The organism is Rhodococcus sp. LB1, assembly GCF_001583455.1.
Classification (GTDB): Bacteria; Actinomycetota; Actinomycetes; order Mycobacteriales; family Mycobacteriaceae; genus Rhodococcus_F; species Rhodococcus_F opacus.
Genome location: NZ_LTCZ01000111.1, coordinates 1 through 19,946 on the forward strand (window position 1 = coordinate 1; position 19,946 = coordinate 19,946).

Annotated in this window: 16 protein-coding genes and 1 tRNA gene; 13 read left to right on the top strand and 4 right to left on the bottom strand. The window is 69.0% G+C overall.

Annotated elements, in window-relative coordinates:
* Window positions 1-108 precede the first annotated feature (108 nt).
* From AZG88_RS17515 to AZG88_RS17550, 8 genes are read left to right on the top strand one after another with little or no spacing between them, the layout of a single operon-like run.
* Entirely contained in the window at window positions 109-891 is a 783-nt protein-coding gene (locus AZG88_RS17515; RefSeq protein WP_005252930.1) for an SDR family oxidoreductase, read from the top strand.
* Window positions 884-1,918, top strand: coding sequence for a phosphotransferase family protein (locus AZG88_RS17520; protein WP_005252931.1), 1,035 nt, complete (start codon window positions 884-886; stop codon window positions 1,916-1,918). The genes AZG88_RS17515 and AZG88_RS17520 overlap by 8 nt, the downstream gene beginning before the upstream one ends.
* A 10-nt stretch (window positions 1,919-1,928) precedes the next feature.
* Window positions 1,929-2,690: a 3-oxoacyl-ACP reductase FabG gene (fabG, locus tag AZG88_RS17525; protein ID WP_061698405.1), complete on the top strand. Its 762-nt coding sequence runs from the start codon at window positions 1,929-1,931 to the stop codon at window positions 2,688-2,690.
* Window positions 2,691-2,695: 5 nt separating this feature from the next.
* Complete coding sequence (locus AZG88_RS17530; protein ID WP_005252933.1) at window positions 2,696-3,886, top strand: acyl-CoA dehydrogenase family protein; 1,191 nt, start codon at window positions 2,696-2,698, stop codon at window positions 3,884-3,886.
* On the top strand, window positions 3,883-4,983 hold the full coding sequence (locus tag AZG88_RS17535) for an acyl-CoA dehydrogenase family protein (protein ID WP_005252934.1): 1,101 nt from the start codon (window positions 3,883-3,885) through the stop codon (window positions 4,981-4,983). The genes AZG88_RS17530 and AZG88_RS17535 overlap by 4 nt, the downstream gene beginning before the upstream one ends.
* 35 nt (window positions 4,984-5,018) lie before the next feature.
* Window positions 5,019-6,002, top strand: coding sequence for an NADPH:quinone oxidoreductase family protein (locus AZG88_RS17540; protein ID WP_061698406.1), 984 nt, complete (start codon window positions 5,019-5,021; stop codon window positions 6,000-6,002).
* 11 nt (window positions 6,003-6,013) lie between these two features.
* Entirely contained in the window at window positions 6,014-6,802 is a 789-nt protein-coding gene (locus AZG88_RS17545) for a RhlG family 3-oxoacyl-ACP reductase (RefSeq protein WP_061045527.1), read from the top strand.
* Between the two features lie 53 nt (window positions 6,803-6,855).
* Window positions 6,856-8,514 (top strand): AMP-binding protein, encoded by a 1,659-nt coding sequence (locus AZG88_RS17550; RefSeq protein WP_061698407.1) that lies wholly within the window; start codon window positions 6,856-6,858, stop codon window positions 8,512-8,514.
* A gap of 72 nt (window positions 8,515-8,586) precedes the next feature.
* Here AZG88_RS17550 and AZG88_RS17555 read toward each other — a convergent pair whose 3' ends face one another.
* The gene (locus AZG88_RS17555) at window positions 8,587-9,747 is read right to left on the bottom strand and encodes a N(5)-(carboxyethyl)ornithine synthase (RefSeq protein WP_061698408.1); all 1,161 of its coding nucleotides are present in this window, start codon (window positions 9,745-9,747) and stop codon (window positions 8,587-8,589) included.
* Between the two features lie 211 nt (window positions 9,748-9,958).
* Window positions 9,959-10,034: transfer RNA gene (locus AZG88_RS17560), tRNA-Arg, on the bottom strand.
* A 166-nt stretch (window positions 10,035-10,200) separates the two neighbouring features.
* On the opposite strand from AZG88_RS17560, the gene AZG88_RS17565 reads away from it, so the two are divergent.
* A complete protein-coding gene (locus tag AZG88_RS17565; protein ID WP_061698409.1) occupies window positions 10,201-12,603 on the top strand; it encodes a phosphoketolase family protein in 2,403 nt (800 codons plus the stop codon).
* 9 nt (window positions 12,604-12,612) lie between these two features.
* Here the strand turns inward: AZG88_RS17565 and AZG88_RS17570 are convergent, their stop codons facing one another.
* Together AZG88_RS17570 and AZG88_RS17575 are read right to left on the bottom strand one after the other, a co-directional pair.
* Window positions 12,613-13,347, bottom strand: a complete 735-nt coding sequence (locus AZG88_RS17570; RefSeq protein WP_005252940.1) for a DUF305 domain-containing protein — start codon at window positions 13,345-13,347, stop codon at window positions 12,613-12,615.
* Window positions 13,340-14,260: a DUF3105 domain-containing protein gene (locus AZG88_RS17575; RefSeq protein ID WP_005252941.1), complete on the bottom strand. Its 921-nt coding sequence runs from the start codon at window positions 14,258-14,260 to the stop codon at window positions 13,340-13,342. Before AZG88_RS17575 ends, AZG88_RS17570 begins: the two co-directional genes overlap by 8 nt.
* Window positions 14,261-14,478: 218 nt before the next feature.
* Between AZG88_RS17575 and argS the strand changes: the two genes are divergently transcribed.
* The 4 genes from argS to thrC are packed head-to-tail and all read left to right on the top strand — an operon-like array spanning window position 14,479 to window position 19,938.
* A complete protein-coding gene (argS, locus tag AZG88_RS17580) occupies window positions 14,479-16,131 on the top strand; it encodes an arginine--tRNA ligase (RefSeq protein WP_061698410.1) in 1,653 nt (550 codons plus the stop codon).
* On the top strand, window positions 16,128-17,549 hold the full coding sequence (lysA, locus tag AZG88_RS17585; RefSeq protein ID WP_005252943.1) for a diaminopimelate decarboxylase: 1,422 nt from the start codon (window positions 16,128-16,130) through the stop codon (window positions 17,547-17,549). Before argS ends, lysA begins: the two co-directional genes overlap by 4 nt.
* Window positions 17,546-18,859 (top strand): homoserine dehydrogenase, encoded by a 1,314-nt coding sequence (locus AZG88_RS17590; RefSeq protein ID WP_005252944.1) that lies wholly within the window; start codon window positions 17,546-17,548, stop codon window positions 18,857-18,859. The genes lysA and AZG88_RS17590 overlap by 4 nt, the downstream gene beginning before the upstream one ends.
* Window positions 18,856-19,938, top strand: coding sequence for a threonine synthase (thrC, locus tag AZG88_RS17595; protein WP_005252945.1), 1,083 nt, complete (start codon window positions 18,856-18,858; stop codon window positions 19,936-19,938). Before AZG88_RS17590 ends, thrC begins: the two co-directional genes overlap by 4 nt.
* Window positions 19,939-19,946 lie beyond the last annotated feature (8 nt).

Genomic DNA, 19,946 nt, shown 5'->3' on the forward strand with positions numbered 1-19,946 from the left:
GACCGGACGAGGTCCACAAGCGCGCCATCGCGCGGCAGGAACTCCGGCAGTACCGCGACACCGCCGTCAGCGCCTCCACCAACGGACACAAGGTTGCGGTGAGCTGACATGGCCGGACTCGACCTCACCGGACGCACCGCGATCGTCACCGGCGCGTCGCGGGGCATCGGCCTGGCCGTCGCCAAGGCCATCGCGGCCGCAGGCGGCAACGTGGTGCTCACCTCACGGTCCCAGGAATCGGCCGACGCCGCCGCGGCCGAGGTCGGGGGCACCGCGATCGGAATTGCCGCCCACGCCGTCGACGAAGAGGCCGCCCGGCGCTGCGTCGACGTCACCCTCGAACGCTTCGGCAGCCTGGACATACTGGTCAACAATGCGGGAACCAACCCTTCGTTCGGGCCGATCATCGACCAGGACCACGCGCGATTCGCCAAGACCTTCGACGTGAACCTGTGGGCTCCGGTGCTGTGGACGGGGCTCGCCACGAAGGCGTGGATGGGCGAGCACGGCGGCGCCGTGGTCAACACCGCCTCCATCGGCGGCATGGCCTTCGAGGCGAACATCGGTCTGTACAACGCGTCCAAGGCCGCGCTGATCCATCTCACCAAGCAACTGGCACTGGAACTCTCACCGAAGGTGCGGGTCAATGCCGTCGCTCCCGGTGTGGTGCGGACCAAGCTCGCCGAGGCGCTCTGGAAGGAACACGAGCAGGCCGTGTCGGAGTCCACGGCGCTGGGGCGGATCGGCGAACCCGCGGACATCGCGTCCGCGGTCGCGTTCCTCGTCTCCGATGCCGCGAGCTGGATCACCGGCGAAACCATGGTGATCGACGGCGGTCAACTGCTCGGCGACGCCCTCCCGTTCCGGCAGGGGGCCCAGCTCGGTGTCTAGCGTGGACGTCGTCGGCATCGACACCGATGCCGTGAGCCGCTGGTTCGGCACGCTCGGCATCGACGGTGCCGGACCGCTGACCTTCGACCGGATCGGACTCGGCCAGTCGAACCTCACCTACCTGGTCCAGGACCGGGCGGGTGGCAGATGGGTGCTCCGGCGCCCACCCCTCGGACACCTGCTGGCGTCGGCCCACGACGTCGCCCGTGAGGCGCGGATCCTCTCCGCCCTCGAGGACACCGTGGTGCCCACCCCGCGGGTGTTCGGACTCACCGACGACCCGGAGGTGAGCGAGGTACCGCTGCTGCTGATGGAGTTCGTCGACGGACAGGTCGTCGATCGCATGTCGATCGCGGAGTCCCTGACCCCGGAACGTCGCCGGGCGATCGGTCTGTCGCTGCCGCGGACGCTCGCGAAGATCCACGCGGTGGACCTCGACCGGACCGGGTTGACCGACCTGGCCAGCCACAAGCCGTACGCGCAGCGTCAGCTCAAGCGGTGGTCGGGGCAGTGGGAGAAGTCGAAGACCCGCGAGTTGCCCGCCCTCGACGACCTGACCCGACGGCTCGCCGCCTCGGTGCCGGAGCAGCGGGAACTGACACTGGTGCACGGCGACTTCCACCTGCGCAACGTCATCACCTCCCACGAGACCGGGGAGGTGACCGCGGCCCTGGACTGGGAGTTGTGCACCCTCGGCGACCCGCTCGCCGACGTCGGCAGCCTGCTCGCGTACTGGCCGGAGCCGGGCGAGTCGACCGGCGGCGACTTCCCCGCGTCCACCCTCGACGGTTTCCCGGACCGGGTGGAGATCGCCGGGGTGTACCTCGACGAGACCGGCCGCGACCCGAAAGCCCTGGCGTTCTGGCACGTCCTCGGCCTGTGGAAGGTCGCGGTCATCGCGGAGGGCGTCATGCGCCGCGCGCGGGACGAACCGCAGAACAAGGCGGCCGCGGGCACCCCGACCGTCGAGCGCATCGACGACCTCGTGGCCAAGGCGTGCGACATCGCCGCCCGGGCCGGAATCTGATCGAACGACGATGGAGAATTTCATGAAGAGAACGGCAATCGTCACCGGCGCGGCACGAGGCATCGGTGCCGCGGTGGCGAGGAAACTGGCGAGCGACGGGTACGCGGTGGCCGTGCTCGACCTCGACGAGTCCGCCTGCGCGGCAACCGTCGACGCTATCGAGTCCGCTGGCGGCCGGGCACTTGCCGTGGGCGCGAACGTCGCCGACGAGGCGTCCGTCGCAGCGGCGGTCGAGCGGGTGGCGACCGAACTCGGTGCCCCGACGATCCTGATCAACAACGCCGGGATCACCCGCGACAACCTGCTGTTCAAGATGACCGTCGACGACTGGGACGCCGTCATGAACGTGCACCTGCGCGGTGCGTTCCTGATGTCGCGGGCCGTGCAGCAGCACATGGTCGACGCCGGGTTCGGCCGCATCGTGAACCTGTCGAGCACGTCCGCCCTCGGTAACCGCGGGCAGGTCAACTACTCCGCCGCCAAGGCCGGCATGCAGGGCTTCACCAAGACGCTCGCCATCGAACTGGGCAAGTTCGGTGTCACCGCGAACGCGATCGCTCCCGGCTTCATCGAGACCGAGATGACCGCCGCCACCGCCGAACGGGTGGGTGTCGGCTTCGAGGACTTCAAGAAGGCGGCGGCGTCGCAGATCCCGGTGAACCGCGTCGGGCAGCCCGAGGACATCGCCAACACCGCGTCGTTCCTGGCGAGTGAGGGTGCCGGATTCGTGTCCGGGCAAGTGATCTACGTGGCCGGCGGACCGAAGGACTGAGGAACATGACCACTGACGAACAGGCGATCGCACGCGACCTCGGCGATCGCGTCGCGACCCTCGTCGAACAGAACGACCTGTCGGATCCGACCGGGTTCCTCGGAGCCCGATTCGACGCCGGCCTCGCATGGGTCCACTTCCCGCCCGGACGCGGCGGGCTCGGGCTGCCGCAGAGCTTCCAGGCGCAGGTCGACGCCGAACTCGCCGCCGCCGGAGCGCCCGGTCCGGCGAAGGGCCGCAACGGGATCGGATTGGGCATGGCCGCGCCGACCATCGCCGCGTTCGGCACCGAGGAACAACAGCAGAAGTACCTGCGGCCGATCTTCACCAGCGAGCACATCTACTGCCAGTTGTTCAGCGAACCGGGGGCGGGCTCCGACCTGGCCGCGGTCGCGACGCGAGCCGTCCGTGAGGGTGACGGCTGGACGGTCAACGGGCAGAAGGTGTGGACGTCGGGGGCGCAGAACGCGCAGATGGCGATCCTCGTGGCCCGGACGGATCCGACGGTGCCCAAGCACGCCGGGCTCACGTACTTCCTGTGCGACATGAGCGATCCCGGTATCGACGTCCGGCCGTTGCGGCAGATCACCGGTGAGGCCGAGTTCAACGAAGTGTTCCTCACCGACGTCCACATTCCCGATACCGATCGGCTCGGCGACGAGGGGCAGGGCTGGCGGGTGGCCACCGCGACCCTCAACAACGAGCGGGTGGCGATCGGCGGTTCCGCGGCCGCCCGAGAGAGCGGGATGATCGGACCGGTCGCCCAGGCCTGGCGGGAGCAACCCGAACTCCGCGATCCTGCGATGCACGACGAACTGCTGCGGCTGTGGGTCGAAGCGGAGGTCGCCCGGCTGACCGGGGAACGCCTGCGGCAACAACTCGAGGCCGGGCAACCCGGCCCGGAGGGATCCGGCCTGAAGCTGGCCTTCGCCCGGCTCGCGCAGACCATTTCGGGTTTCGACATCGAACTCCACGGTGAGGCGGGGCTGCGGTACGACGACTGGACCATGCGCCGCCCCGACAAGGTCGACTTCACCGGCCGTGAACCCGGCTACCGGTACCTGCGCGCGAAAGGCAACTCGATCGAGGGCGGCACGTCCGAGATCCTGCGCAACGTCATCGCAGAACGCGTCCTCGGCCTCCCGCCGGAGCATCGCGTCGACAAGGACATCGCCTGGAAGGACCTGCCCCGATGAGCGCCGCAGATCTGCTGTATTCCGACACGGAAGACGCCCTGCGCGACTCCGTCCGCCGCCTCCTCGCCGACCGCTGCCCACCGGAACTGGTGGTCGGGGCGTACGACCGGGCACCCGCAGACTTCTCCGGAGTGTGGAAATCCCTCGCCGTCGAACTCGGACTGGCGGGCCTGCTCGTCCCCGAGGACCTGGGCGGCGCCGGCGCGAGCGCACGCGAGGCCGGGGTGGTCATGGAGGAGATCGGACGTGCCGTCGCGCCCGTCCCGTACCTTTCCAGCGCCGTACTCGCGACGGTCGCGCTGCTGAAGGCGGGAGACACGCGAACGGTCGGCGCACTCGCCGACGGGACGACCACCGGTGCGCTCACGGTCGGGCTCGCGACCGCACCGGGCCGGTTCACCCCGACCGTGCGCCGGGACGGCGACGCCCTGACCGGCACCGTGACCAGTGTCGCGGGCGTCTCGGAGGCCGACATCCTGATCGTGCCCGTCGAGGGTCCCGGTGGACTCGAACTGCACACGGTGCCCGCAGGCACTGCCGGCGTCACGGTCACCCCCGTGCTCGCGCTCGACATGACCCGGCCACTGTCCGATGTCGCGTTCGACGCCGCCGCGTCCACCCGCATCGACGACGGCAACGCCGCGGCGGCGGTCCGTGAGGCCCTCGTCGTCGGTGCCGCACTGCTCGCCTCCGAGCAACTCGGGCTCGCGCAGTGGTGCTTCGAGACCACCCTGGCGTACGTCAAGGAGCGAACCCAGTTCGGCCGCGCCGTCGGGTCGTTCCAGGCGATCAAGCACCGCCTCGCCGACCTGTGGCTCGAGGTCACCTCCGCGGCCGCCGCTGCCCGCTACGCCGCGGACACCGCCGCCCGGGGCGACGCGGACGCCGAGGTCGCGGCTGCCGTCGCCCAGGCGTACTGCAGTGACGTCGCGGTCCACGCCGCCGAGGAGTGCGTCCAATTGCACGGCGGGATCGGTATGACGTGGGAATACCCCGCACACCTGTATCTGAAGAGGGCGAAGAGCGATCAGCTCGCGTTCGGCACCGCCTACCGCCACCGCGCGCGCCTCGCCGACCTGATCGACCTGCCCGCATAACCCGAGCCACACCACCGACAGTCAGGAAGCAATCCATGAAGGCATGGCGTGTCCACGAACTCGGCGAGCCGCGCACCGCGCTGCAACTCGAGGAGGTCCCGGACCCGACAGCAGGCCCCGGCCAGGTGCTGGTGAAAGTTCTCGCCGCACCGGCGAACTTCCCCGACGTGCTGCTGTGCCGCGGCGAATACCAGATCAAGCCGCCGCTGCCGTTCACTCCAGGGGTCGAGCTGTGCGGTGAGGTGCTGGAGGTCGGTGACGGCGTGACCCGCTTCGCCGTCGGCGACCGGGTGATCGGCAACCCCAACCTGCCCGGCGGCGGATTCGCCCAGATGGCCGTGATGGACGAGGCCAACACGTTCGCCGCCCCGTCCGCGCTCGACGACGCCGAGGCGTCGGCGTTGAGCATCGGCTACCAGACGAGCTGGTTCGCCCTTCACCGGCGCACCCAGCTGAAGCCGGGGGAGACGCTGCTCGTCCATGCCGCCGCGGGCGGAGTGGGCAGCGCCGCAGTGCAATTGGGCAAGGCCGCCGGAGCGAAGGTGATCGGCGTCGTCGGAGGCGCCGACAAGGTCGAGTACTGCCGCCGGCTGGGGGCGGATCTGGTGATCGACCGGCACACCGACGATTTCGTTCCGCTGGTCAAGGAATTCACCGGCGGACGCGGCGCGGACGTCGTCTACGACCCGGTCGGCGGCGACGCCTACGCGAAGTCCACCAAGTGCATCGCGTTCGAAGGCCGGATCCTGATCATCGGTTTCGCCGGCGGCACCATCCCGACACCCGGCCTCAATCACGCCCTGATCAAGAACTACTCGATCATCGGCCTGCACTGGGGTCTGTACAAGCAGTACAACCAGCAGGCGATCGCCGACTGCCACGAGGAATTGACCCGTCTCGCCGACTCCGGTGCGATCAAGCCGCTCATCAGCGAGCGGCTCTCGCTCGCGGACGTCGCCGACGGCATCGGCCGGCTCGGTGACGGCAGCACCGTCGGCCGCCTCGTCTTCCAACCCTGAAGGGAACACACATGGACATCGGTTCACTGTTCGACGTCGCAGGCAAGACCGTGGTGGTCACCGGAGGTTCGCGGGGTATCGGCCGGATGATCGCGCAAGGATTCGCCCTGGCCGGGGCGACCGTGATCATCTCCGCCCGCAAGGCCGAGGCGTGCGAGAAGGCCGCGGCCGAACTGTCCGCCGCCGGGCCGGGGACGTGTCACGCACACCCCGCCGACCTGTCCACCGAGGAGGGGATCGAGGGCCTCGTCGCGCGGGTCGCCGAGGTGTCGCCCCGGCTGGACGTCCTGGTGAACAACGCCGGAGCGACGTGGGGTGCGCCGGTCGACGATTTCCCCGCCGCCGGTTTCGACAAGATCTTCGACATCAACGTCAAGGGCGTGTTCATGCTCACCCAGGCGTTGCTGCCGAGTCTGCGGGCCGCGGCGACGGACGGTGACCCTGCCCGGGTGATCAACATCGGATCGATCGACGGACTCGTGGTGTCGGGTAGCGAGAACTTCTCGTACGGGGCGAGCAAGGCCGCGGTCCACATGCTCACCCGCAAGCTCGCAGCGACGCTGGCCGCCGAGCGGATCACCGTCAATGCAATTGCCCCCGGGCCGTTTCCGAGCAAGATGATGGCGTTCGTCCTGGACGATCCGGAGCGGAAGGAGGCGGTCGAGGGATCGGTGCCGCTCGGCCGGGTCGGCACCCCGGAAGACGTCGCGGGCACGGCGATCTTCCTCTCCTCGCGTGCCGGGGCCTACCTCACCGGCACCGTCGTCCCCGTCGACGGCGGGATCTCGGGAACACGCTGAACACCACGTCAGACAGTCGGAACACGGAACGAGCGAGAGGCGGTACGGCCGCGATGAGCTGGTACGACGACAGGCCCTGGATGGACCGGTACGACGAGAACACGCGTTCAATGGGGGAGATCCCCGCCCGGACAGCGCTCGACATGTTCTCCGCCGCGGTCGAATCCGCCCCGGACGGGCCGGCCATCCGGTACCTCGGAGGCACCCTCGACTACCGCGAGGTCGACGAACTCAGCGACGGTGTGGCCGCCTACCTCACCGAGAACGGATTCGGGAAGGGCGACCGGCTCGCGATCTACCTGCAGAACATCCCGCAGTTCGTGCTGGCGTTGCTCGGCACGTGGAAGGCGGGCGGTGTCGTCGTCCCGCTGAACCCGATGTACCGGGACGAGCTCTCCCACATCCTCACGGACGCCGGAGTCACCGCGATCGTGTGCAGCGAGAACGCGTGGGCCGATCGGGTGGCGGAGCGGGCATCCGCCGCGGGTGTGCGGATCGCGCTGACCGCGAGCGAACTCGACATCCAGACGTCCGGCGACCCACGGGTGTTCGGGGGCGTGACCCGGGTGCGCGCAGAGGCCGTGCCGGACCTGCTCGAGGTGGCCCGGGCGCGCGCGGGGGCCGGCGTGTCGGATCCCGGTCTGGTCCCGGACGACGTCGCACTCGTGTCCTACACGTCCGGAACGAGTGGAGTCCCGAAGGGAGCGACCAACACCCACCGGAATCTCACCGTCAACAGTTCGATCCTGCGCCTGTACGAGAGCAAGCCCGCCGGTTCGCCGATCTTCGCGCTCGCACCGCTGTTCCACATCACGGGCATGGTGTGCCAGCTGCTCACCGCGATCGACCTGGCGTCGCCGCTGATCCTCGCGTACCGGTTCGACGCAGGGGTCGTCCTCGACGCCCTCGAGCGGGAGCGGCCGGTGTTCATGGTCGGCCCGTCCACCGCCTACATGGCGCTGATGGCACACCCCGACTTCTCCGGTGAGCGATTCGCTTCGCTGGAGGCCGTGATGTCCGGTGGCGCCCCGCTGCCCCCCGCCATCGTCGAACGGTTCCGGGAGCTGACCGGAAAGTACATCCGCAACGGTTACGGGCTCACCGAGACCAGCGCACCGTGCGTCGTCGTCCCGCCGAACCTGGAGGCGCCGGTCGATCCGTCATCGGGCACGCTGGCGATCGGCCTGCCCCTTCCCTCCGCCGTGATCCGGATCGTCGGGGAGGACGGGCACGACCTCGACCCGCTCGAAGTCGGGGAGATCGCCGTCGACGGGCCGATGGTCGTGCCCGCGTACTGGAACAAACCGGACGCCACGGCGCAGTCGCTGCCCGGCGGCCGGTTGCTCACCGGCGATGTGGGATTCATGGACGCCCAGGGCTGGGTGTACGTCGTCGATCGCAAGAAGGACATGATCAACGCGTCCGGGTTCAAGGTCTGGCCGCGCGAGGTCGAGGACGTCCTGTACCGGCACCCGGCGGTCCGTGAGGCCGCCGTCGTCGGCGAGCCGGACAGCTACCGCGGCGAGACCGTCGCCGCGTTCGTCAGCCTCCGCCCCGGGCAGACGGTCGAGACGGACGACCTCGTCGAGTACTGCCGGGAGCGGCTGGCCAGCTACAAGGCCCCGAGGCGCGTCGAGATCGTCGACGAACTGCCCAAGACGGCCAGTGGGAAGATCCTCCGACGCGAAATGCGCCGCAGCACCCCGGCCTGAACGCTCCATCGTCCCGGACGAACGGGACGCTCGTCGCGTCAGATCGAACGAGCGTCCCGTTCGTTCCGACGATCAGGCGAGAACGGGGTGCGGGTAGTCCGCCGCGCGATGCTGGAACGACAGGATCCGGGGGTTCTGCACGACCCCGTCACGGATCTCGACGGCCCGCCGGATCGTGTCGCTGCGGTCCCAGGCGGCGGGTCCGTCGAGGACGGTCCCCAGGTGCGGGAGCAGGGCCTCGCTGATCTCCCACGTCGCCGAATTCCACAGGTAGGACGGGCTGTGATCGACCGCGTAGTAGCGGATGTTCTCACCGATCATGAACGTCGGATCGGCGAACGACGTGGGCCGGGCCCAGCTGAAGCCCATTCCCTCGTCGCAGGACACGTCGACGACGAGGCTGCCGGGCAGGAGGGTCTCGACGTCCGAGTCGATCAGGAACGTCAGCGGCGATTCCGTGTCCTGCAGGACGCAGTTGACGATGATGTCGTGCCGGGCGAGGAACCCGGCGAGCGGCATCCGGCCCTCGTCGGTGGTGACGTGGCTGCGGCGCGGATCGGCGTCGTCGTGATCGAACTGCACGATCTCCGCGGAGTGGATCGGCGAGCTCACGGCGGTGACCCCGCGCTGGGTGACGACGTGGACGTCGTGGATGCCCAGGGCGTTCAGCGCGGTCACGGCGCCGCGGGCGGTGGCACCGAAGCCGAGGACCACGGCGCGGAGGCGGCGGCCGTAGTCGCCGGTCGACCCCGCGATCGACAGGGCGTGCAGCACCGAGCTGTATCCGGCGAGCTCGTTGTTCTTGTGGAAGACATGGAGCTGGAACGACCCCTCGACGCTCCAGTGGTTCATGGCCTCGAACGCGATCAACGTGAGGTGGCGATCGACGGCCACCTGGGTGAGCTCCGTGTCCTGGACGCAGTGCGGCCACCCCCACAGGATCTGGCCGTCACGCAGGTCCGCCAGATCCTTCGCGAGAGGTTTGGGCAGCAGGAGGACGTCGTTGTGCTCGATCAGCTGCTCGCGGGTGCGTAACCCTCCCACCGACAGGGCCAGCTGCTCGTCGGACACGCCGAAGGGCTCGCCGTAGCCGTACTCGAGATGGATGCGGCCACGGAGGTCGGGGTCGATCCGGTCGAAGTGGAGCGGGTGGATCGGGAGCCGGCGTTCGTCAGTTTTACTCGAACGCGCGACGACGCCGAGGGTGAGTGGATGAGAGCGGTGTTGCTGCACAGGGGTGTCCCTTGGTCGACACTGCCGGAGAGAGTCTTCGGCAGAGAGTTGTTGCCGCGGAACCCGCAATGGAGGAGGCCAGCGTTCGATCGATGTGCGCGGCATCTGCCGGCGCGGCTGCAGCTCTCGACAAAGCCCGAGGAGATCACTCGGGGAAGACTGGTAGCACCAGAGAGAAAGGCTGCGCCGCGACAGGCGACGCAGTTCCTCGTGGTGCCCCCGGCAGGATTCGAACCTGCGACCTTTCGCTCCGGAGGCGAACGCTCTATCCCCTGAGCTACGGGGGCGCACCGGAAAACCGGTGTGCCGATTGGGCTGGCCAATCGTAGCGCATGGGTAGTGGGATCGACCAAATCGGTCCCCCTACTTCGTGGACTCGCCCCGGTAGCGGCCCGAACACGCCTAGTGTCGGGAGGACGTGGACGCTCGCGAACTCTCGGGGAGGGGTCGAGAATGACCGATGGACGGCAGGTCGGGTCGAAGGACTCCGACGGGCACTATTCCGATTCCGACCTCGAGTTGGACCTGAGGTGGTGGGCGGCGGCCAACTATCTGACGGTCGCGCAGATCTACCTGCAGGACAACGCGCTTCTGCGTGAGCCGCTGCGCCCCGAACACATCAAACCCCGGCTGCTCGGGCACTGGGGGACGAGCCCGGGCCTGTCGATGATCTATGCCCTGCTGAACCGTCTCATCCGCCGGACCGACACCGACTGTCTCTATGTGACGGGTCCCGGACACGGTGGTCCTGCGCTCGTCGCCGCCACGTACCTGGAGGGGACGTACTCGGAGGTGTACCCGGGCGTGTCCCGCGATGTCGCCGGTATCCACCGGCTCTGCCGGCAGTTCTCGACGCCGGGTGGCATCCCGAGTCACGTCAGTGTGCAGACGCCGGGCAGCATCCACGAGGGCGGCGAGCTCGGCTACGCTCTCGCGCATGCCGCCGGGGCGGCGTTCGATCACCCGAATCTGTTGGTGGCGTGCGTGATCGGAGACGGCGAGGCTGAGACGGCACCACTGTCCGGTTCGTGGAAACTCCCCGCATTCCTCAATCCGGAACGTGACGGAGCGGTGTTGCCTATCCTGCACGTCAACGGAGCGAAGATCGCCGGGCCGACCGTCTACGGTCGCAGCAGCGACGCGGACGTCGAGGCGTTCCTCGACGGTCAGGGGTGGGCGCCGACCGTCGTCTCCGGCGACGACCCGAGGCAGGTCTTCCCGGCGCTGCATCGCGCCTTCACCGACGCGCACGCTGCGATCTCCGACCTGCAGCGGGAGGCGCGGGCCGGCCGGCGCAGCGCAGCCAAGTGGCCGGCGATCGTGCTGCGGACCCCGAAGGGCTGGACCGGTCCGCGCACCGTCGACGGCGTGCTCGTCGAGGGCACGCACCGGGCGCATCAGGTTCCGCTGGCGGGGGTGCGGACCGACGAGGCGCATCTGCGTCAGCTCGAGGAGTGGATGCGGTCCTACGGCCCCGGCGAACTGTTCGACTCCTCCGGCGCACTCGTTCCGGACCTCGAGCGGCTCGCGCCGCAGGGCGACAAGCGGATGGGTTCGTCGCCGTACGCGAACGGCGGCCGCCTGCGTGCTGATCTTCCCGTGCCGCCGCTGGAGAAGTACGCGCTCGCGATCGAGAAGCCCGGCACCACCCACCACGAGACCACCCGGGTGCTCGGGGAACTGCTCCGCGACCTGTACGCCGGCACCACCACGCCCGACGGCGGTGGCTACTTCCGGCTGTTCTGTCCGGACGAAACGTCCAGCAACCGGTTGGGCGCCGTGTTCGAGGTGACCGACCGCTGCTGGCAGCTGCCGGTCACCGACTACGACGACGGACTGTCGGCCCGCGGCCGGGTGATGGAAGTGCTCAGCGAGCACCTCTGCGAGGGATGGCTCGAGGGATATCTGCTGTCGGGGCGGCACGGGCTGTTCGCCAGCTACGAGGCGTTCGCGATGGTGAGCGTGTCGATGCTCGTCCAGCACACGAAGTGGCTGCAGCACGCGGTGGATCTGCCGTGGCGGGCACCGGTGGCGTCGCTGAACGTCTTGCTGACCAGCACGTGCTGGCGCAACGACCACAACGGGTTCAGCCATCAGGGGCCGGGCATGATCGACGCCGTCATCCCGCTCGCACCGGACGTCGTCCGGATCTGGCTGCCACCGGACTCGAACACCCTGCTCTCCATCGCCGACCACTGCCTCCGCAGCACCGATCACGTCAACCTCATCGTGGTCGACAAGCAGCCGCACCTGCAGTACCTGACCCTCGCGGAGGCACATGCGCACTGCGCGGCCGGGGCGTCGGTGTGGGAGTGGGCGGGGACGGAAGGCGCGGCGGGCACCGACCCGGACGTCGTGCTCGCGGCCGCCGGGGACGTTCCGACCCAGGAGATTCTCGCCGCGGCGCAGTTGCTGCGCGAACACACGCCGGACCTGGTCACCCGGGTGGTCAACGTCGTCGACCTGATGGGGTTGCTCACCCCCACCGAACACCCGCACGGATTCGAGGCACGCATGTTCCTCGACCTGTTCACCGCGGACACGGACGTGGTGTTCGCGTTCCACGGGTACTCGCGCGCCGTCCACGAGCTGATCCACGGGCGACCCGCCCCGGACCGGTTCCACGTTCGCGGGTTCAGCGAACAGGGCACCACGACCACACCGTTCGACATGGTCGTGCTCAACCGGATGAGCCGCTACCACCTGGTCCTCGAGGCGCTGCGCCGCGCGCGCAGAGAGCCGGCCGGTGCCGGCGAATTGGCCGACTTCTGCCTCCGGCAACTCGAACGGCACGGCGAATACGTCGTCGCGCACCTCGAGGACATGCCCGAGGTGCGCGACTGGACGTGGTCGTGAAGCCGGAGGTCAGTTCATCGGAAGGGGAGCGGCACCCTTCGCGGTGAGCATGTTCGTCATCACCGTCGACTCGCTCTGCTGGGTGTCCACCATCGTCTGCGCGAGAGAGCGCACCGCGGCCTCCGACGCGTGCTGGGCCGCGTACTCCATCATCGGAAGTCCGCCCTGGTGGTGACGCAGCATCAGCTGGAGGTACAGGACGTCGACGGCCGGACCGGTGGCCTGACGCAACGCGGCCATGTCCTCCGAGGACGCCATGCCCGGCATCGTCGACATCGATCCCATGTGCCCGCTGTCGGCGGACCCGTGGTCGTGACCGTCGGAGTGCTCGGATTCCATCCAGCCCATGTAGCCACCGGACGGCAGCGCCGGCTGATCCCACAGCGCGAGCCAGCCCTGCATCTGCCCGAGCTGATTCTGCTGCGTGGTGAGGATGTCGTACGCGAGGCCGCGCACCGCCGGGTCGGTGGCGCCCGCCAGCGCGATCGCCGACATCTCCACCGCCTGGCTGTGATGCACGCTCATGTCCTGCGCGAATCCGACATCGACGGAACCGGCCTCGGGAACCGGGGCGCCGGAGTCCTCGAGCGGAAGCCGGGCGAGGAACCCGAGCGCGAATCCGAGGGCGATGGCGCCGATCAGCCCGATGACCAGGAGCGCTGTGCGCTGACTTGGCCGGGACGGGGCTGGATCGTCCGCGGAGTCGGTCTCGGGTCCGTACCCGGATTCGGCAGAACTAGCCATTGCCGCCCTCGGCCGGCGCCTGCTGCAGATCGGACGGCAACTGCAGGTCGCTCGGGAGCTGCATGCCGCTGGGCAGCTGTGCTCCCGCGCCGCCGGACTCCGACTGGTCGGGGCTGATACCGCCACCGTCCATCGGCACCGCGTCCGCGCCGGGTGCGCTCGGGTCGAACGGCGGCGGGTTGTCGGGGTCGAAACCGGAGCCCGGGATGGACGAGCAGCTCGCGCCGACCTCCGGGTAGGTGTTCTTGTTGATCCGCAGCGCGGTGATGAACTGGTCGATGCGGTCGTCGTCGACGCTGTCCAGCTTCAGCTGGTGGCCCCACGACTGCAGCGAGACCGGGCTGTCGAGGCCCGGGAACGGCGACATCAGCGTGTACGTCTCGCCGTCCACCTTGTCCTTCAGCGTCTCGACCTGGTCGGCGGACAGATCGTCCGGGTTGTAGGCGATCCACACGGCGCCGTGCTCGAGCGAGTGCACGGCATTCTCGGTGCGAATCGCGTTCGGGTAGACCGTGCCGGTGCACGTCGCCCAGATGGCGTCGTGCGGGCCGCCGAACGGGGGCGACTGGTCGTACGCGACGCGCTGCGTCGGCTGGATGTGGATGCCGGCCGGATAGTCGACCTTGACGACGCCGTCGATGTTGACCGACGGGTCGGGATTCTCGGCGCTCGGCGCGTACTTCGCGGCTTCTTCCTTGGCCTGGTACTTGGGGACCAGGTTGATCGCGAGGATCGCCACGAGTGCGAGAACGGCAGCTCCGGCGCCGATCGTCAGCCAGGGGATGTTCCGCGGAGCGGACGCGCCACCCTTGACTTTCGCGCCGCCGCTGCTCTTCTTGGCGGCCTTGATGGCCTTCGCCGACTTCGCGCCCGAGTTCTTATCGGGACCGCGACTTTCCGAACCGCTTGGCATCGATTGTGATCTTTCGGTGTGTGGGTTACGGGCGCTCGACCCCCGGTAACCGGAAGCTGAGGGCCGGGACTCAGGGCGACACCACTGTACTTTCCCACCCTGAGCGCAACCTGGGAGAGTGGCCGCGGCCACGCTCGCCGGCGGTCGCCGGGCCCGCGGCGGGACTCGCGGGAAGGCGGATCACCGCCCGGGACGCGTTGGCCATAGGATAGATACCTGTGACTCCAGCTGACCTTGCCGAACTGCTCCGCGGAACCGCCGCGAAAGTGCTCGCCGAACGCGGACTCGACGTGTCCGTGCTTCCCGAAACTCTCACGGTCGAGCGTCCGCGCAATCCCGAGCACGGCGATTACGCCACCAACGTCGCGATGCAGGTGGCCAAGAAGGTCGGTACCAACCCGCGTGAGCTGGCCGGCTGGCTCGCCGAGGCGCTGACCGCGGCCGCGGGCATCGACAGCGCCGACATCGCGGGCCCGGGCTTCCTCAACATCCGCCTGGCCGCCGACGCGCAGGGCGCGATCGTCGCGAAGATCCTCGAGGAAGGTGCCGCCTTCGGGTCCGGACACACGCTCGACGGCAAGAAGATCAACCTCGAGTTCGTCTCCGCCAACCCCACCGGCCCCATCCACCTCGGTGGAACGCGCTGGGCGGCCGTGGGCGACGCGCTGGGCCGGATCCTGTCCACCCAGGGCGCGGCGGTCACCCGCGAGTACTACTTCAACGACCACGGCGCCCAGATCGACCGGTTCTCCCGCTCGCTGATCGCGGCCGCCAAGGGCGAACCCGCCCCCGAGGACGGCTACGCGGGCGCCTACATCGCCGACATCGCCGCCCAGGTGCAGCAGCAGCGCCCCGACGTGCTGGAACTGCCCGCGGGCGAGCAGCAGGAAGTCTTCCGCGCCATCGGCGTCGACCTGATGTTCGCCCACATCAAGCGCACCCTGCACGAGTTCGGCGTCGACTTCGACGTCTACTTCCACGAGAACTCGCTGTTCGAATCCGGTGCGGTGGAGAAGGCCGTCGAGACGCTCAAGGACTCCGGCAACCTGTTCCAGGAGGACGGCGCCTGGTGGCTCAAGAGCACCGACTTCGGCGACGACAAGGACCGCGTCGTCATCAAGAGCGACGGCAACGCCGCGTACATCGCCGGTGACATCGCCTACTTCCAGGACAAGCGCTCCCGCGGCTTCGACCTGTGCATCTACATGCTCGGTGCCGACCACCACGGGTACATCGGCCGGCTCAAGGCGGCCGCGGCCGCGTTCGGCGACGACCCCGACACCGTCGAGGTGCTGATCGGCCAGATGGTGAACCTCGTCCGCGACGGTGTGGCCGTGAAGATGAGCAAGCGCGCCGGGACGGTCATCACCCTCGACGACCTCGTCGAGGCGATCGGCGTCGACGCGTCGCGGTACGCGATGATCCGGTCGTCGGTGGATTCGAGCATCGACATCGATCTCGAACTGTGGACGAGCACCGGCAACGAGAACCCGGTGTACTACGTGCAATACGCGCACGCCCGCCTGTCGGCCATCGCCCGCAACGCCGCCGACCTCGGTATCGCCGTCACGAATCCCGACTTCTCGCTGCTCGTCTCGGAGCAGGAGGGCGATCTGATCCGCACCCTCGGCGAGTACCCGCGCGTCGTCACCAGTGCCGCGAATCTGCGTGAGCCGCACCGCATTGCGCGGTATCTCGAGGAGCTGGCCGGTGCCTACCACCGGTTCTACGGCGCCTGCCGGATCCTGCCCCAGGGCGACGAGGAAGTCGGCCCGCTGCACACCGCGCGACTGGCGTTGTGCGACGCGTCCCGTCAGGTCCTGTCCAACGGACTGGCCCTGCTCGGCGTCAGCGCACCGGAGCAGATGTGAACGCGCACCCCGCAGGTCCCAAGCACGCCGAACAGCTGCACGCACCCGGTCTGCCCGAACGTCCCGCCGACGCGGCCGCATTCGCCGCACTCTCTCCCGAGGTGTGGCCCCGCAACGCACACCGCGCCGCGGACGGAGTCGTCAGTCTCGCGGGCATCCCGGTTACCGAACTGGCCGAGAAGTACGGCACACCGTTGTTCGTGGTCGACGAGGACGACTTCCGGTCCCGCTGCCGCGACATGGCCCGTGCGTTCGGGCCCACCGCCAAGGTGCACTACGCGTCCAAGGCGTTCCTGTGCGGCGAGATCGCCCGCTGGGTCGCCGACGAGGGCCTGTCCCTGGACGTCGCGTCGGGCGGCGAACTGGCGGTCGCCCTGCACGCCGGATTCCCGGCGGAGCGAATTGCCATGCACGGCAACAACAAATCGGTCGCCGAGCTGAACGCCGCCGTGTCGGCCCGGGTCGGGCACATCGTGCTCGACTCCGCCACGGAGATCGACCGCCTCGACAAGGTGGCCGCCGAAGCCGGTGTGGTGCAGGACGTTCTGATCCGCGTGACGGTCGGAGTCGAGGCACACACCCACGAGTTCATCTCCACGGCCCACGAGGACCAGAAGTTCGGGTTCTCGCTCGCGGGCGGAAAGGCGATCGACGCGGTCCGCCGGGTCTTCGCCGCCGGCAACCTGCGGCTGGTGGGACTCCACAGCCACATCGGCTCGCAGATCTTCGACGTCGACGGCTTCGAGTTGGCCGCACACCGCGTGATCGGGCTCCTGCGGGACGTCGTCGCGGAGTTCGGTGTGGACAAGACCGCCCAGATCTCGATCATCGACCTCGGTGGCGGCATGGGAATCTCCTACGTCCCCACCGACGACCCGCCGCCGGTCGACCAGCTCGCCGCCAAACTGGGCGACATCGTGCGCAACGAGTCGGCGCTCGCCGGCCTGCCGGAGCCGACGCTGGCCGTCGAACCCGGACGCGCGATCGCCGGACCCGGCACGGTGACGCTGTACGAGGTCGGCACCATCAAGGACGTCACCGTCGGCAGCAACCTCACCCGCCGGTACGTCAGCGTCGACGGCGGAATGAGCGACAACATCCGTACCGCGCTGTACCAGGCGGAGTACGAGGCCAAGCTGGTCTCGCGGGTCAGCGACGCGGCACCGGTGGTGTCCCGCGTCGTCGGTAAGCACTGCGAGTCCGGCGACGTCGTGATCCGCGACACCTGGATGCCCGAGGACATCGACGCCGGCGATTTGCTCGCCGTCGCGGCCACCGGTGCATACTGCTATTCGATGTCGAGCAGGTACAACCTGCTCGCCCGCCCTGCCGTGGTGGCGGTGCGCGACGGACAGTCGCGCGTGATCCTCCGGAGGGAAACTGTGGAAGACCTGCTGAGCTTGGAGGTACAGGAGTGACGAGCGAATCGGCGCATCGCGCTATCGGTGTGGCCGTCCTCGGCCTCGGCAACGTCGGGAGCGAGGTCGTGCGCATCCTGCGGGAGCACAGCGAAGACCTCGAGGCTCGCGTCGGTGCCCCGCTGGAACTGCGTGGAGTGGCCGTGCGCCGCCCCGGCAAGGACCGCGGAATTCCCGAGGAGTTGCAGACCACCGACGCGGAGTCACTCGTGGCCCGCGACGACGTCGACCTCGTCGTCGAGGTGATAGGCGGCATGGACCTGCCCCGCAAGCTGATCCTCTCGGCGCTCAACTCCGGCAAGTCCGTCGTCACCGCCAACAAGGCGCTGCTCGCCGATCACACCGGTGAACTGGCCGAGGCCGCGGAACTGCACAACGTCGACCTCTACTTCGAGGCCGCCGTGGCCGGCGCGATCCCTGTGATCCGCCCGCTCATCCAGTCCCTCGCCGGTGACCGGGTGAACAAGGTCGCCGGAATCGTGAACGGAACCACCAACTTCATCCTGTCGGCGATGGACGAGACCGGCGCGGACTACGCCGCGACCCTCGCCGAGGCCGGACGCCTGGGATACGCCGAGGCCGATCCGACCGCCGACGTGGAGGGCTACGACGCCGCGGCCAAGGCGGCGATCCTCGCGTCGATCGCGTTCCACACCCGGGTCACGGCCGCCGACGTGTACCGCGAGGGGATCTCCAAGATCACCGCGGCCGACCTGACGTCGGCCCGCGCACTCGACTGCACGATCAAGCTGCTGTCCATCTGCGAGCGGATCACCACCCCCGAGGGCAAGGAACGGATCTCCGCGCGGGTCTACCCGGCGCTCGTGCCGCTGGAACATCCGCTGGCCTCGGTCAACGGTGCGTTCAACGCGGTCGTCGTCGAGGCGGAGAACGCCGGACGCCTGATGTTCTACGGGCAGGGCGCAGGCGGCGCCCCCACCGCGTCGGCCGTGATGGGCGACCTGGTGATGGCCGCGCGTAACAAGGTGAACGGTGGCCGCGGACCCCGCGAGTCCAAGTACGCCAAGCTGAAGATCGCGCCGATCGGCGACATCCCCACGCGCTACTACGTCAACATGCAGGTGACGGACAAGGCCGGGGTCCTGTCGGCGGTGGCTGCCGAATTCTCGCAGCACGGCGTCAGCATCTCCACCGTGCGGCAGGAAGGCGCCGGCGACGGTGCCCGCCTCGTCGTCGTGACCCACGTCGCGACGGATTCTGCTCTGTCGGAAACCGTTGAGGCACTGAGCAAACTCGAATTCGTCACCGCTGTGACCAGCGTGCTGCGACTGGAAGGCACCGAACAATGACCGGCACCCGCAACCCCGTTCACACCCCCTGGCCGGGGCTGATCGAGGCTTACCGCGACCGCCTCGCCATCGGACCGAACTGGAAGACGGTCACCCTGCGCGAGGGCGGCACCCCGCTGCTGCCCGCCGGGCACCTCTCGGAACTCACCGGTTGCGACGTCTACCTGAAGGTCGAGGGACTCAACCCGACCGGTTCGTTCAAGGACCGCGGCATGACGATGGCCGTCACCGACGCGCTCGCCCGCGGTCAGCAGGCGGTCCTGTGCGCGTCCACGGGTAACACGTCCGCTTCCGCCGCCGCGTACGCCGCAAAGGCGAAGATGACCTGCGCCGTTCTGGTGCCGCAGGGCAAGATCGCGATGGGCAAGCTCGCGCAGGCCGTCATGCACGGCGCGCGGATCATCCAGGTGCAGGGCAACTTCGACGACTGCCTCGAACTGGCCCGCAAGACCACCGCGGAATTCCCCACGATCGGGCTCGTGAACTCGGTCAACCCGGTCCGCATCGAGGGCCAGAAGACCGCGGCATTCGAGATCTGCGACGCACTGGGCAAGGCCCCCGACGTGCACGCGCTCCCGGTCGGCAACGCGGGCAACATCACCGCGTACTGGCGCGGGTACTCCGAGTACTACGCGGACGGGCTCACCAGCGTGAAGCCCCGCATGCTCGGCGTCCAGGCCGCCGGCGCCGCACCGCTCGTCCACGGCGCACCGGTGAAGGACCCGGAGACGATCGCCACCGCGATCCGCATCGGCTCGCCCGCGTCCTGGAACGGCGCGGTCACCGCCAAGGAAGAGTCGCACGGAGCCTTCCGGGCCGCGACCGACGACGAGATCCTCGAGGCGTACCGGCTGATCGCCAGGACCGAAGGGGTGTTCGTCGAGCCCGCCTCGGCCGCGAGCGTCGCAGGTCTGCTCGCCGCCCGCAAGGAGGGCTGGCTGGACTCGGGGCTGACCGTCGTCTGCACGGTCACCGGTAACGGCCTCAAGGACCCCGACACGGCGTTGGCGGGTATGCCTGAGGTTCAACCGATCCCGGTCGATCCTGTCGCTGTCGCGTCGGCCCTCGAGCTGGCGTAGTGGTGGCG

What these genes read in the sequence shown, in the direction of transcription:
- AZG88_RS17515 (WP_005252930.1), top strand. Translation starts at nt 109, where the DNA reads ATGGCCGGACTCGACCTCACCGGACGCACCGCGATCGTCACCGGCGCG.
- fabG (WP_061698405.1), top strand. Translation starts at nt 1,929, where the DNA reads ATGGAGAATTTCATGAAGAGAACGGCAATCGTCACCGGCGCGGCACGA.
- AZG88_RS17530 (WP_005252933.1), top strand. Translation starts at nt 2,696, where the DNA reads ATGACCACTGACGAACAGGCGATCGCACGCGACCTCGGCGATCGCGTC.
- AZG88_RS17535 (WP_005252934.1), top strand. Translation starts at nt 3,883, where the DNA reads ATGAGCGCCGCAGATCTGCTGTATTCCGACACGGAAGACGCCCTGCGC.
- AZG88_RS17540 (WP_061698406.1), top strand. Translation starts at nt 5,019, where the DNA reads ATGAAGGCATGGCGTGTCCACGAACTCGGCGAGCCGCGCACCGCGCTG.
- AZG88_RS17545 (WP_061045527.1), top strand. Translation starts at nt 6,014, where the DNA reads ATGGACATCGGTTCACTGTTCGACGTCGCAGGCAAGACCGTGGTGGTC.
- AZG88_RS17550 (WP_061698407.1), top strand. Translation starts at nt 6,856, where the DNA reads ATGAGCTGGTACGACGACAGGCCCTGGATGGACCGGTACGACGAGAAC.
- AZG88_RS17565 (WP_061698409.1), top strand. Translation starts at nt 10,201, where the DNA reads ATGACCGATGGACGGCAGGTCGGGTCGAAGGACTCCGACGGGCACTAT.
- AZG88_RS17570 (WP_005252940.1), bottom strand. Translation starts at nt 13,347, where the DNA reads ATGGCTAGTTCTGCCGAATCCGGGTACGGACCCGAGACCGACTCCGCG.
- AZG88_RS17575 (WP_005252941.1), bottom strand. Translation starts at nt 14,260, where the DNA reads ATGCCAAGCGGTTCGGAAAGTCGCGGTCCCGATAAGAACTCGGGCGCG.
- thrC (WP_005252945.1), top strand. Translation starts at nt 18,856, where the DNA reads ATGACCGGCACCCGCAACCCCGTTCACACCCCCTGGCCGGGGCTGATC.